The following is a 12,945-nucleotide window of genomic DNA, read 5'->3' on the forward strand; positions in this document are numbered from 1 at the left end:
GTGGCCGCGGGTTGAACCGCCGATCATCCGAATGGCGCGGGGCCCAACCGCCCCCACGCCACGAACGCCGCAAGCAGCAGGTATGCCAGATTCACCATCGCGTGCCGCGGTTCATGCCGTCCGAGCGACACCGCGGCTGCACCGATCATGATCATCCCGAGTCCGATAGCGGCCGCTGGCGTAAGCACTGGTGCAACGCCGGAGAGCGCCGGTAGGATCAGGCCGATCGATCCGAGGATCTCGAGTGCGCCGAGGGACTTGACGAACAGCCACGGATAGTCGTTGACCCACCCCGCGCCCGGGGTCTTCTTGAGGTTCTCGTAGGGGATGAAGAGTTTGGTCAGTCCCGCCACAAGGAATGCGGCCGCAAGCATACCTGCTGCGATCCAGAGTGCGATATTCATGTTGTCTCCTTTTATCCGTTACCCCTCGGGGTCGCGGCTCGTCATACAGGTATGACGGATCAGGCCAGGGAATGGTAACGAGATGACCGCAGACGGCGTCGCCGACGCATCATCCGGCGACGAGTTTGAAGACCACCGGTCACGGCTCATCGCGATCGCACAGCGGGTATTGGGGTCGTCGGCGGATGCCGAGGACGCCGTGCAAGAAGCTTGGCTGCGGTTCCGAAGTCAGGAGCGCCGTGAAATTACGAATCTCGGAGGATGGCTGACGACCGTCGTCGGACGAGTCTGCATCGACATGCTGCGGGCGCGAAAAACGCGCGCCGAATCGACGTACGACGAGCGGGCAACCGACTGGATCGTGACCGAAGACGATCTGGGCCCCGAAGACGACGCGGTGCTCGCCGAATCGGTGGGGCGCGCATTGCTGATCGTGCTTGACACGTTGAACCCTGCGGAACGAGTCGCCTTCGTTTTGCACGATGTGTTCGCCGTGCCTTTCGACGAGATCGCCCAGATACTCGGCCGGTCGACCGACGCGGCGAAGATGCTCGCCAGCCGCGCTCGCCATAAAGTGCGGGAAGAGCGCCACCCGTCGAACCGCAAGCGGCAGCGGCGGGTCGTCGATGCGTTCCTGGCTGCGGCGCGGGGAGGTGACTTCGAGGCACTGCTGCGGGTGCTCGACCCTGACGTGGTGTGGCAGGGTCACACTTCACGGGGCATCGTGGTCCACCTCGGAGCGACGGACGTTGCCGGCAGACTTCAACACGCCGGTCGCGCGAACGCTACCGTTCGGCGCGTCGCCGTCAACGACCGGCCGGGCGTCATGGCTTGGGCCGTCGACGACGCCCCGCTGGCCGTGATGGCATGCACGGTGATCGACGACCGCATCGTCGAGATCGTGTCCATCGTCGATCCGCAACTTCTCGCGGCGATGCAGTTGCCGCCGGCGCGCCAGCGGGCCTGAAGTCACCGGCCGTTAGGGGTTAGGCCGACGGAACTTCCGATCGCTGCCCGGGGAAGCGGGGCAAAGTCGCGGATGGAAAACTCTGGGTGAAACGCCAAAGGCGCGAGGAGCTGGTTGCTCCTCGCGCCTCTGTTGTTGTTGTTAGGCCCGCTGCGTGCGGCGTCGCAGGGTCACGGCAAACGCGCCCGCAAGTAGCAACCCGAGCGCCAGCACCGCGCTGCCGACCGGGAGTTCGGAGCCTGTGGCCGCCAGTGACCCGTCTGACTCAACCTGGATGTCCACCCAGCCGAGCAGGTCACCAGCCACAGAATAGACCGCGATCCGGTGCGCCCCGACAGGAATGTCTTTCGGGATGCTGACGGCGATCGAGGCCGAATCGCTCAAGGTTCCGTTGGTGAGCAAAACCGGGTCGGAGTACATCCAGACAGCGACGTCCACGCCGGCGTACTTCGCGGCGACCGTGATCGTCACGCGGTCGCCGGGCGCTGCGACAGCAGAGCTCACCGTCGCACCACCCCGATTTCCGTTGACGAGATCGGCACCGGGCAGGGGCGGGGTCTGAGTTCCCGGGGTGCCAGGCTCGGTCGGTTGCGTCGGTTGCGTCGGTTGCGTCGGTTGCGTCGGCTGACCGGGCTCGGTCGGCTCGGCCGGCTGACCAGGCTCGGTCGGCGCGGTCGGCTGACCCGGCTCCGTCGGCTGACCCGGCTCCGTCGGCTGACCAGGCTCCGTCGGCTGACCAGGCTCCGTCGGCTCCGTCGGCTCCGTCGGCTGACCCGGCTGACCCGGCTCGGCCGGCTCGGCCGGCTCGGCCGGCTCGGCCGGCTCGGCCGGCTGACCAGGCTCCGTCGGCTGACCAGGCTCCGTCGGCTCGGCTCCACCCGGCAGCGTGCCGGTGCGCAGCGCTTCAGAGGCGTAGCCGTCGGCGAACCACCACACTGGACGCTGACCGTCTACCGCGAGCGAAGCCGGCGCCGTGGTGAAGCCCTCGTTGTTGATGTCGGGCAGGCCCGCCGGAGGTGCGAAGTGAGCAATGCCAGGCTGAGCCGTGCCGTTGAGCGTGATCTGCGCAGAGCGCCCCTGGCATCCGTCATCGCACACGGCCCACATCACTCCGAGCACGGAGTCGTAGTCCAGGCCCATGACCCCGGCGAGTCCAGGATCGATCGTTGAGACGAGCCGCGCCGAACCGTCTGCGGCGAGCGCGAAGGCGTACACGCCACCGCCGTCCTCGACCGCGACGAAGAACAGCCCATCGCTCTCGTACGCCGACGCGTCGTATGGTGCCTGGGTGTTGTCGTCGAAGAGCTTCCCTGCGAGCACCTCATCCGACACCCACTCGACCGCTTCGATACCAAGGTTCGCTCCGACTGCCGGAAGCAGTTCGGTGAGGTCCCATTCGTTCAGTGCGATGAGGTCGGGGCCCGCTTCATCCGGATCGACCTGCAGCACCTTGTTCTGGTTGACACCCTTCACGCTGTTGTCGCGCTCGGATGCCACATAGACGAGGCCCTCACCGTCGACGGTGATGCCTTCGGTGTCGGGGCCGGCGGCATCCGGTGCATCAGCATCCTTCTGGAAACGCACCCGCTTGCCATCTTCCCAACCCTCGACAAGCGCGACCGAGCCGTCAGCCGAGGCGTTCAACTTCCAAATGCGCCCCTCGCCGTTGTCGACGGCCCAGAGGAACGTGCCGTCGGCGTTCTCCTGAGTATCGAGCCCTGAGCTGTCCTCCAAGAAGGTCGGCGCAGTGTCGAGCACGCGCACGTCTGCGGAGCCGGGCCACGGTGAATCTGCAATCTCGCCGGCGCACACGTTCATAGCGCCCGGGGTGGGCTCTGCGGTCACCGCGAAGGGTCCGTTGATGTCGGGGCAGCGGCCCCAGGTCGTGGCCGCATGACTCTCGCCCCACGAGGTCGAGTCGAGCAGCTGGTCGCCATCGAAGACACGGACCGTGTCGTTCTTGCCAATTCCGAAGCCGAGGGCGTCGAGCACGAGGTAGCCGCCCGCGGGGATGCTGGTGCCCTCAGAGATGAGGTACTCGTGCGAGTCGTCGTTATCCTTCACGATGATGCCGGAGACATCGAGTGCAGCGTCGGTCGGGTTGACGAGCTCCACCCAGTCCGGCTCGCCGTCGGACTCGACCTCGTTGATGGCGATCGTCGGCGGGACGACGCAGTTGTTTGCCGCACCCGGTGTCGCATACGCGAGAACGAACGCGCCGACGCCATCGACGCAGCGCGCGAGTGTGGCCGCGATCTCGTCACCGTCGATGTTGGCATGACCCTCCCATGCGCCGGTCCCATCGATCTCTTTACCGGCTCTGTCGAAGAGGCGGATCTCGTCGGCGCTGCCGATGCCGATCGGCGCGTCGAAGCGCATCAGCTTTCCACCGACCATTCCGAGCGAGGTCGCCTCAACCACGAGGAACTGCCCGCCCGCGATTGACGTGCCATCCTGGAATGCCCAGCGGTGGTCGTCGGAGTTGTCGCGAATCTCGTAGCCGGAGATGTCGAAAGGCTCGGTTCCCGGGTTGTACAGCTCCACCCAGTCCGCAGGCCCGGAGTCGACCTCATTGAGCACGACCGATCCGGGGACCGTCGGCTCCGGCTCGGTCGGCTCTTCATCGGCGAACACATTCGCGGCACCCTTGGTCGAGGATGCGGTGATGCTCCAGACCAGCTCGCCGTCGATGTTCTGCGCGCCCCAGCTCGGCACGGCATGCGTATCTGCAGGCCACGTCGTCTCGAGCAGTGGTTGAACGCCGCTCGCATCGCCCGGCGCAAAGAGACGCACACCGTCGCCCTTTCCGAGCCCGAAGTCGAAGTCACCGACTCCTGCATCGTCCACAGTGTCGATGACCAGGTACTTCCCGGACGCCACGACGGTGTCTGCCGGGAAGGTGTACGGATTCTTATCGCTGCTGTCCTGGACGACGTATCCGCTCAGGTCGACGTCGCTGTCCGAGTAGTTGAAGAACTCGATCCAGTCGTCGGGGCTGCCGCCGTTGGACACTACTTCGTTGATGCGGAGGCCGAGGGGCGCATCGGCGCCGAGGGCGGAGGTGGGAACAGCGAGCAGCAGAGCGGCGCTGAGTGCGCACACGGCTGTCGTCGCGAGTCCGCGTTGCAGGCGGGACATATGACTCCATAGTCAAGAGGCGGGCAGGGTGCCTCCAGAACATCGAGTCGCGCTTACGTCTCCGCGTCGGCAGAGTGTACGCCGAGTGAACGCCAGATGACCAGCCCTGACAACTCAAGCGATACGTGTGCCCGGCGGTAGCATCCGCGCTGGCGTGCGCGTGCGTGCCCAGGCACCGGCGAACAGCCCACCGGCGATCACGATCTGGATACCGAGGCCGACGAACCAGCTCGGCACACTGTTGTCGATGACTTCCTCTGCCGTGGGCATCATGTCGCTCTCCATTCCCGCGCACTCATCCCAGCGGTACTCCGAAGGCGGCTGCTGTGCGCTGCGCAGGCCGTACTTGATCTGGCCGAACAGGTCGACGGGCCATCCGTTCGAATCGAATACTGTGGGCGTGGCATCGGCCAGCACCACGAAAGGATTGGCTGCGAGCGCCCACCAGACCCGATCGAATCGCGGTGTCTCGTAGGTGTAACTGTCCCACCGCTCGCAGTCCACGTTTCCGAAGTTGTCGTAAGGGCGGTTGTAGCTGGTGACTTCGCTGCGCAACGCCGTGCCACCCAGCCCGAACGCGATGAGAGTGCCGATCGTCAGCGCCGCCACGACGAGATATGTTGCGGCGACAGAGAACAGCGGGCGCGCGATGAGTCCGCTGAGTCCTACCCCGATCGCCGCGACGACGATGATCTCGACGGCGAGCACGAGCAGCGACACGGCCAGAGTCACCGGGTGCACTCCGCCGCCAATCAGCGAGACCGCCAGGAATGGCAGTGCGACGACGAGGAAGACAGCGCCGGTCGCGATTGCCGCCAGAAGCTTGCCGAGCATGATATCGCCGGTGGATGCCGCGGTCACCTGCACCGCGGCGAGCGTCGCCGCCTCACGATCGCCGTTGATGGCGGCTCCGCTGAGCGTCGGGGAGACCAGGACCACGAGCAACAACACCACGTTGACGACGATCGAGTAGACACCCGCGCCAGTCGCTCCGCTATACGAATACACCGCGAAGGCAAGGCCGGTGACGGCGAGCAGGATCACGGCGAAGATCCCGAGCAGGATGTACCAACCGACGCTGCGAAGGCGCTGCGTGAGTTCAAGGCGGGCAACGGTGCCGATGTGTGCCATGGTCATGACCCGGCCTCCGTCCGTGGCAGGTTGAGGAACGTATGCTCCAGCGCACTTTGCGCGGGCACGAACTCACTCACCGCAAGACCTGCCTCCACGATCCTGCGCAGGCCATCGGCCGCCGCCAGCTCGGACGCGAATCCGACGAGCAGGGCCGTTCGATCGATGCCGAGCGACTCTGGCGCCATGGACAGCGCCGTGGCCACCCGATCGGCGTCAACACGCAACTGCTGCTCTCCGGATCCTGCAAGACGAATGCGCCAGGCGCGGATCGCCGACTGCGACGGCGCGGCATCCACGACGGATCCTGCAACGAGGAACACCGCATCATCGATGACTTCTTCGAGTTCGGAGAGGATGTGGCTCGAGATCAGCACCGTGCGGCCTTCGCCCGCGAGCCGGCGCAGCAGCACCCGCAGTTGCACGCGTGCTTCCGGATCGAGACCGGATGCCGGCTCATCCAGCAGCAGCACCTGAGGGTCGTGCACGAGCGCGCGAGCCAAGCCCAACTTCTGCTTCTGTCCACGCGAGAGCACTTTCGCCGGAGCATCCGCGAGATCTGCGAGGCCGACCAGCGTCAGCAGTTCAGCGGCGCGTCCCTGCGCCGCTGACCGTTCGATGTCGTAGAGCCGTGCGGTGGTCACGATTGTCTCCCTGGCAGTGAGAGACGGCCAGGCGCCGAGGGCATCCGGCATCCAGCCAAGCAGGCGACGCGCACCCAGCGGATCGACAAGCGGATCGATTTCCCCGATCCGGATCGTGCCGCTGTCAGGCGCGAGCAGAGACGCCAGCATCAGCAGCAGCGTGGTCTTTCCTGCTCCGTTCGGCCCGATCAGGCCCGTCACCCGTCCCGGCGCGGCATGGAAACTCGCGTCTCGGACAGCCTGCACCTGGCCGAAGGATCTGCTGACACCGTCAGCGACGATTCCGCTCATGCCGTCAGTCTGGCATCACCGGGACGCCGCACCACGCGACTCGCGGCAGACGCTCAGCCGCGGAAGAACGCCACCCCGAGATCGGGATGATCGACGAAGACCCCGTCCACCCCGGTGCGCGCGATCACTGCCCATTCCGACTCATAGTCGCCGAACGCGGGCTTGCCGCCGTCGCTGCGGAACTCCGCCGAGAGGAACGCATTCTCAGGGCGGGCAGTCCAGGTGAAGACCTTGAGCCCCCGCTTGTGCGCATCGTCGACGATCGTGTTCCCCTTGGCGAGCAGCATCCGCTTGTTGACGCTGATGCCGTCAACCTTGCCGACCAACGCGTCCAAACCGGCCGGCGTGACCGTCGCCTTGTATGTGGCGGCCTGGCGACCGTGGGCGACCAGCTGGTCGTATGGACGACCGGATGCCTCAATCAGGTAGATGTACGACGCGGGGATGCCGTGTGTCCGCAACTGCGCGAGCACCGTGGACTCGAACGCCTCGATGACGAGGGGCAGCTCGCCCTCAGCCCATCCGGCATCCTTCAGATCACGCACGATCAGCGGCACCAGGTCGAGTCCGATGCTCGCGAAGTACGTGGCGTGCTTGATCTCGAGCACGACGCCGATCTCTCGCCCATGCTCGGCGGAGCCGGCCCGCACGAGATCCAGCACATCGATCAGGCGAAGGATGCCTTGCGCTCTGTCGAAGGAAGCACTCGAGGCACGAACAGCCGGCAACCGCTCGGTAACGAGCAACAGCGCGAGCTCGTCCCAGGTGAAATCCTCGGTGAACCAACCGGTCAACGGCTGCCCGTCGATGCGCTTGGTCGTCTTTCGATCGGCGAACTCGGGGTGATCCGCGACATCGGTGGTGCCGGAGATCTCATTCTCATGTCGAACGACCAGCACTCCGTCCTTCGTCGCGACGACGTCAGGCTCCACAGCGTCCACGCCCATGGCCAGCGCGAGCTCATACGACGACCGGCTGTGCTCCGGACGGTAACCAGGGGCGCCCCGATGACCGATCACGAGGGGGAACTTCCTGGGCATGCTCTCAGCGTAGAACACGCCATGCCGAGAGATCGCCCGGTATCGTGGAGGAAAGCGACCTATATCCCCTCGGAGTGAGGCCCACCAATGAGTAATTTCGCATTCAATAATCCAGCGTTCCAGAAGCAGGATCCGCGCAACGTCGCGACCTATCCGGGCAGCTCGCAGGCTGCCCAGGGCGCTCAGGCCGCCTCATTCCAGCACGCTGGTGTGGATGCTGCCGCCAACGCGCGCTTGGAGGGCATGTACGCCGCTCCCCCGGCTGGCGCCATCGAGACCGACCGGATGAGCGTCGAGGACACCGTCTGGAAGACCGCGGGTCTCTTCGGCATCCTCCTCGTCACCGCAGCCATCGGCTGGGTGTGGACGCTCGGCGGACTGCGCGCCAACCCTTACGTCGATGCATCAATGGCTCCGTGGATGATCGGTGCTCTCGGTGGCTTCGTGCTCGCCATGGTCATCACCTTCACTTCGCGCAAGAAGGTGCGCCCCGCGCTGATCTTCGCCTACGCCGCGCTTGAGGGGCTCTTCGTCGGTGGCATCTCGGCATTCTTCGAGACCATGTGGCCCGGTATCGTCTTGCAGGCGACGCTCGCAACGGTCGCCGTCGTCGCGGTCACACTCGCCCTCTTCGCCAGCGGCAAGATTCGCGCCTCCAAGAAGATGACCAAGATCGTCATGATCGCAATGGTCGGCTACCTCGTCTTCTCGGTGCTGAACCTCGTTCTTATGTGGACGGGCATCCTCCCCGCCGGCCAGGCCTTCGGTCTGTACAGCGCCACGATCATGGGCATCCCGCTCGGCCTCATCATCGGCATCCTCGTCGTCTTCATGGCCGCGTACTCGCTGGTCATGGACTTCGACCAGATTCAGCAGGGCGTGCGCAACGGCGCACCTCGCAAGTACGGCTGGCTCGGCGGCTTCGGCATCATGGTCACGGTCGTCTGGCTCTACGTCGAGATCCTGCGCATGATCGCGATCGTCCGCGGCAGTAACTGATCTCGTCGCACTAACCACCAAAGGACCTCGTCTCTTCGGAGACGGGGTCCTTTGTCATATCCACGACACGCGCGCAAGGGTCTAGTGCTGCATCGATGGGAGGAGCATAGTGATCTCACCGCTACAGAAAAGGAGCACACATCATGGGGTTTCTTGGATTTCTTCTTCTCGGGCTGATCGCCGGTGCGATCGCCAAGCTGATTCTGCCCGGCAAACAGGGCGGCGGATGGATCGTAACTCTGCTACTCGGCGTCGTGGGCGCTTTTCTCGGTGGATGGATCGGCGGAATGCTGTTCGGTCGAGGCCTTGAGGAGTTCTTCGATCTCGGCACCTGGGCTCTCGCAATCGGTGGCGCGATCATCGTGCTGCTGATCTACGGTCTGATCGTCGGCCGCGGCAACAAGGTCCGCGACTAGACCGACCCGGAGGCTTTCGCCTCCAGAAGGGCGCGCTCCCTTTCGTTCCCCGCGAGTCTCGCGGCGGTGGCGAACTCGGAGCGCGCCTCTTCTTTGCGCCCGAGGCGCAGCAGCATCTCCCCGCGGGTTGCCGGCAGCAGGTGGTACCCCTTGAGAGCATCGGATGCCACGAGCTTGTCAATAATGCGGAGGGCAGACGCCGGGCCAGTGGCCATTGCGACAGCGGCTGCCCTGTTGAGCTCAACGACAGGTGAGGGCGCAATGCGCCCGAGCGCCTCGTAGAGCACGACGATCTGTTCCCAGTCGGTGTCATCGATGGATGCTGCGACCGCATGGCACTCGGCAATCGCGGCCTGCAGCGCATAGGCCGTGCGTCCGCCACCTAACGCGTCGGCTTTGGCCAGCGCCACGCGGCCGCGCGAGATGCCGCCGTGGTCCCAGCGAGATCGGTCCTGGTCTGCCAGGAGCACCGGCTCGCCCTTCGCATCCAATCTGGCAGGAAAACGCGCGGCCGTGAGTTCCATCAAAGCGAGCAGGCTGTGGGCATCGCGCTCTTTCGGCACGAGCGAGGTGAGCACGCGAGCAAGGCGGATGGCCTCTGCGCTGAGTTCGGGGCGCATCCAGTCCGAGCCGCTGCTCGCCGCATGCCCCTCGTTGAAGATCAAGTACAGCACGCCGAAAATCGCGCTCAGTCGTTCGGCGTACTCCTCGCGGGGCGGCACCTCGAAGGGCACGTTCGCCGCGGTCAACGTCTTCTTCGCCCGAACGATGCGCTGCTGCACTGTCGCGACCGGCACCAGGAACGCACGGGCGATCTGCTCGCTGCTGAGGCCAGCGACGACACGCAGCGTCAGAGCCACGCGGGCTTCGCGAGCGAGCACCGGATGGCACGATACGAAGACGAGCCGCAGCACGTCGTCGTCGATGACGTCGGGGCCCCAGGGATCGGCATCCGCGGCATCCGCCTGTTCACGTTCTAGATCGTGAGCGATTCCGGCTATGCGGTCGTCGAAGCGTTCCTGGCGGCGCCATCCATCGATCGCCTTGCGCTTGGCGACGGCCGTGAGCCATGCCGCCGGGTTTCGCGGCACTCCCTCGCTCGGCCACTGCTTCAGCGCATCGATGAGCGATTCCTGGGCGAGGTCTTCGGCGAGACCGAAGTCGCCGACCATGCGGGTCAGCGTAGCGACGATCTTGGCCGATTCAATGCGCCAGACCGCGGCGATGGTGCGCTCCACCTTTTCGGTGGAGCGCGCCATCGCCGCGCCAGTCTGATCGGTCATTACTGCTGAGCGCGTTCGGCCTGTTCTTCGCGCCAGCCTTCTTCCTTCTCGATCCACTCGTTGTCGGCCGGGAAGTCCTCCGCCCCGGTCACACGGCGCACCTCAAGGAACGAGCCGGGGCCCAGAGGGGCGCGTCCTGCCCACTCCGCAGCCTCTTCGCGAGTGGAGACCTCAATGATCCAGAAGCCGTTGAACAGCTCCTTCGTCTCACCGTAGGGGCCGTCTGTGATGAGGGGCGCCTCTGCCGAGAAGTCGACGACGAAGCCTTCTGCGGCGTCGGTCAGCCCCTCACCGGCGAGCAGCACGCCCGCCTTCATCATCGACTCGTTGTACTTGCCCATGGCCTCAATGACCTGCTCGAAGGGGACGTTCTTGTACGCCTCTACGGCCGCGTCGGTCGCTCGCATGATCAGCATGAACTTCATGATTGTTCTCCTTCAATCGCCGGGTCGTTTTCGACCCTCTCATTGAAGACGTCGAACGGGAAGAGTCCAGATCGACACGAGGGCAGAAAGTTTTTCGATCTGCGAAATTCCAGTTCCGTCGCGACGCATTCTCAGTTGGATCGGCTTGCGTGCAGCGTTGTGATCAGCGTCGTCGATGCTCGGGAAGCCCCAGCAGCCGTGGCAGGTCGGACATGTCGTCGAACACCGTCGTGTCCTCCCCTCGCAGCCATTCAGCGGGAGTGAGTCCACCGGCAAAGCCAAATGCGTGCATTCCGGCTGCGCGTGCGGCGGCGACACCGAACCGGCTGTCTTCGATGACGACGCACCGCGAAGGCGGCACGCCCATGCGCGAGGCTGCGTGCAGGAACAGGTCGGGGGCAGGCTTCCCTTCAGTGACTTCTGTCGCACTGAAGATCCGTCCTTCGAAGCGTGCGTGAAGCCCCGTGATCCCGAGAGTTCGACGGATCTTTTCATGTGGTCCGCTGGACGCGACGCACATCGACCACGGGATTCGTTCGATCGCTTCCTCTACGCCGGGTACAGCGACGAGTTCACGTTCGAAGGCGTCCTCGTACCAGGGAAGATACGGCTCTTCCCAGTCGTCGGGTAGCGCGCGTCCCAGGTGCAATTCCAGCTCGGCACGGAAGTGGGCGGACGATCTGCCGACGAATCGGTGCACGATTTGCTCGTGGGTGAGGTGCCATCCGAACTCCGCCAGCAGCCGGCGGTCGACCTCCACAGACAGAATCTCGCTGTCGACGAGAACACCGTCACAGTCGAAGATCACCAATTCGATTGAGTCAGGGAGCATCGCCGTCACCAGCCCGGCATGGTCGTTGTCGTGTCGAGTTCGTCTTCTGCAAGGGCGATCATGCTCCACACGGTGTCATCGTCGGCTGTGAACTCGTAAGTGGGCGCAAGGTACTGCCCACCGTTCGCGCCGTGGAGCAGCGCAAGGCCAAGCCGGGCCGAGACGACCTCGTGTTCGGCGATCTGCCAGGGAATGGCGGAGCCAGCGTTGGGAACCTTGGCCGGAGCGGTGGGCGGCGAGTATTCAGCGGGTGCGCTCTGGTCTGGCCACGAGACGAGTCGCGGCGAGAATGCAGAGTCATTGAGGCGCGCCGCCGCTTCGGCGGGGCTCACAATCGGGTATTCACCGAGCGAGACCACCTCACCAATCGGACCGGATGCGTACCTGAGTCCTTGCGCAGAGACCTCGACGTACGCCGCGAGCTCGGTCACATTGCTCTCCACGACCATGGCTGCCGTCGCCATGACGGTTCGTCCTGACTCATCCGGCGTCACGGTGATCTGAACGGCATCCTCATCCAGGCCGATCGCGGCGAGGAAAAGAGAGACGGATTCGTCCACCAACTCATCGGATGGCAGAGGCGTGTCGGCCATGCACCGGCTCATCTCTTGGTCGAAGGCCCGAGTGTCCTCCTCGCTGAGCTGTCCGGCGCCATACACTGCGATCGCCGCCTTTTGGCAGACGTCCGCGGGATAGGGACTGCCGTCGCCGAAGCTCACTGTCCCCCACAGCGACAGCTCAAAGTAGGCGCCGGAGTAATCCCCGACGATCCACCCCTGGTCGAACTCGCTTTCGCGCACATCGCCCGCGACGCCGAGCACACTCGCCATTCGCGCAGTATCCTCCGCCGAGTACTGCGCACCTGCGTCAACGGCAAAAGCCCTCGCCTGCGACGGAGACGAGTCAAAGGCAGGCACGATGAAGCGGTGACGGTTGAGATTGCCCCACCAGGCGAAAGTATCTTCGTTCACCGAGTAGCCTTGCGCTCCGCCCTCCATTTCAGCGCCGCCCATTCCCGACGAGTTGCCTGAGTCGTCACCGAGTTCGATAGCTGCTGCCGGATCATCCGGCGTCCCGGTCTCCACCGCCAGCAGTACCGGCGCCGGACCGAGGTGGATCCCTCCCGTACCCCAGACGTAACCGCCACCGATCGCAGCGACGGCCACCCCCACAGCAGCGATGGGCATGAGCCATCGGCGTCGGTGCCGGACCGGGACTGTGCGGTCGGCAGCAGGTATGCCAGCGACCCGAGCACGCAGCCCAGCCGGGGCTACGGCGTCCACGGCCGGATCCGCGGCCTGTACCGCACGAATGTCATCGTCGGCATGTGGTTCGTTCATGGTCCGCCTCGTCTCCTCGCAGCATCCGTCTCACT

Annotated in this window: 12 protein-coding genes; 3 read left to right on the forward strand and 9 right to left on the reverse strand. The window is 65.0% G+C overall.

Annotation, left to right across the window (positions count from 1 at the left end; all coding sequences use genetic code 11):
* Positions 1 to 23: 23 nt before the first annotated feature.
* Entirely contained in the window at positions 24 to 404 is a 381-nt protein-coding gene (locus AC1C2O_RS07210; protein WP_495429749.1) for a DoxX family protein, read from the reverse strand.
* A gap of 82 nt (positions 405 to 486) precedes the next feature.
* On the opposite strand from AC1C2O_RS07210, the gene AC1C2O_RS07215 reads away from it, so the two are divergent.
* The gene (locus tag AC1C2O_RS07215; RefSeq protein WP_495429750.1) at positions 487 to 1,371 is read left to right on the forward strand and encodes a sigma-70 family RNA polymerase sigma factor; all 885 of its coding nucleotides are present in this window, start codon (positions 487 to 489) and stop codon (positions 1,369 to 1,371) included.
* Positions 1,372 to 1,512: 141 nt separating this feature from the next.
* On the opposite strand, the gene AC1C2O_RS07220 is transcribed toward AC1C2O_RS07215, so the two are convergent.
* The 4 genes from AC1C2O_RS07220 to AC1C2O_RS07235 all read right to left on the reverse strand — a co-directional run bounded on the left by AC1C2O_RS07220 (position 1,513) and on the right by AC1C2O_RS07235 (position 7,615).
* The gene (locus tag AC1C2O_RS07220; protein ID WP_495429751.1) at positions 1,513 to 4,509 is read right to left on the reverse strand and encodes a lamin tail domain-containing protein; all 2,997 of its coding nucleotides are present in this window, start codon (positions 4,507 to 4,509) and stop codon (positions 1,513 to 1,515) included.
* Between the two features lie 114 nt (positions 4,510 to 4,623).
* Positions 4,624 to 5,646, reverse strand: coding sequence for an ABC transporter permease (locus tag AC1C2O_RS07225; protein WP_495429752.1), 1,023 nt, complete (start codon positions 5,644 to 5,646; stop codon positions 4,624 to 4,626).
* The gene (locus tag AC1C2O_RS07230) at positions 5,643 to 6,575 is read right to left on the reverse strand and encodes an ABC transporter ATP-binding protein (protein WP_495429753.1); all 933 of its coding nucleotides are present in this window, start codon (positions 6,573 to 6,575) and stop codon (positions 5,643 to 5,645) included. The genes AC1C2O_RS07225 and AC1C2O_RS07230 overlap by 4 nt, the downstream gene beginning before the upstream one ends.
* A 53-nt stretch (positions 6,576 to 6,628) precedes the next feature.
* Complete coding sequence (locus tag AC1C2O_RS07235) at positions 6,629 to 7,615, reverse strand: glycerophosphodiester phosphodiesterase family protein (protein ID WP_495429754.1); 987 nt, start codon at positions 7,613 to 7,615, stop codon at positions 6,629 to 6,631.
* 87 nt (positions 7,616 to 7,702) lie between these two features.
* On the opposite strand from AC1C2O_RS07235, the gene AC1C2O_RS07240 reads away from it, so the two are divergent.
* Positions 7,703 to 8,614: a Bax inhibitor-1/YccA family protein gene (locus AC1C2O_RS07240; RefSeq protein ID WP_495429755.1), complete on the forward strand. Its 912-nt coding sequence runs from the start codon at positions 7,703 to 7,705 to the stop codon at positions 8,612 to 8,614.
* Between the two features lie 143 nt (positions 8,615 to 8,757).
* On the forward strand, positions 8,758 to 9,030 hold the full coding sequence (locus tag AC1C2O_RS07245; protein WP_495429756.1) for a GlsB/YeaQ/YmgE family stress response membrane protein: 273 nt from the start codon (positions 8,758 to 8,760) through the stop codon (positions 9,028 to 9,030).
* On the opposite strand, the gene AC1C2O_RS07250 is transcribed toward AC1C2O_RS07245, so the two are convergent.
* The 4 genes from AC1C2O_RS07250 to AC1C2O_RS07265 all read right to left on the reverse strand — a co-directional run bounded on the left by AC1C2O_RS07250 (position 9,027) and on the right by AC1C2O_RS07265 (position 12,910).
* Positions 9,027 to 10,313, reverse strand: a complete 1,287-nt coding sequence (locus AC1C2O_RS07250) for an RNA polymerase sigma factor (RefSeq protein ID WP_495429757.1) — start codon at positions 10,311 to 10,313, stop codon at positions 9,027 to 9,029. The two genes, AC1C2O_RS07245 and AC1C2O_RS07250, sit on opposite strands and share 4 nt — an antisense overlap.
* Positions 10,313 to 10,738 (reverse strand): YciI family protein, encoded by a 426-nt coding sequence (locus tag AC1C2O_RS07255; protein ID WP_495429758.1) that lies wholly within the window; start codon positions 10,736 to 10,738, stop codon positions 10,313 to 10,315. The genes AC1C2O_RS07250 and AC1C2O_RS07255 overlap by 1 nt, the downstream gene beginning before the upstream one ends.
* A 163-nt stretch (positions 10,739 to 10,901) precedes the next feature.
* Entirely contained in the window at positions 10,902 to 11,570 is a 669-nt protein-coding gene (locus AC1C2O_RS07260; protein ID WP_495429759.1) for an HAD family hydrolase, read from the reverse strand.
* A gap of 5 nt (positions 11,571 to 11,575) precedes the next feature.
* Positions 11,576 to 12,910 carry a hypothetical protein gene (locus tag AC1C2O_RS07265; RefSeq protein WP_495429760.1) on the reverse strand — a complete coding sequence of 445 codons (1,335 nt, stop codon included), beginning with the start codon at positions 12,908 to 12,910 and terminating at the stop codon, positions 11,576 to 11,578.
* Positions 12,911 to 12,945: the final 35 nt, after the last annotated feature.

The sequence above is a fragment of the Microbacterium sp. Y355 genome (assembly GCF_059445345.1).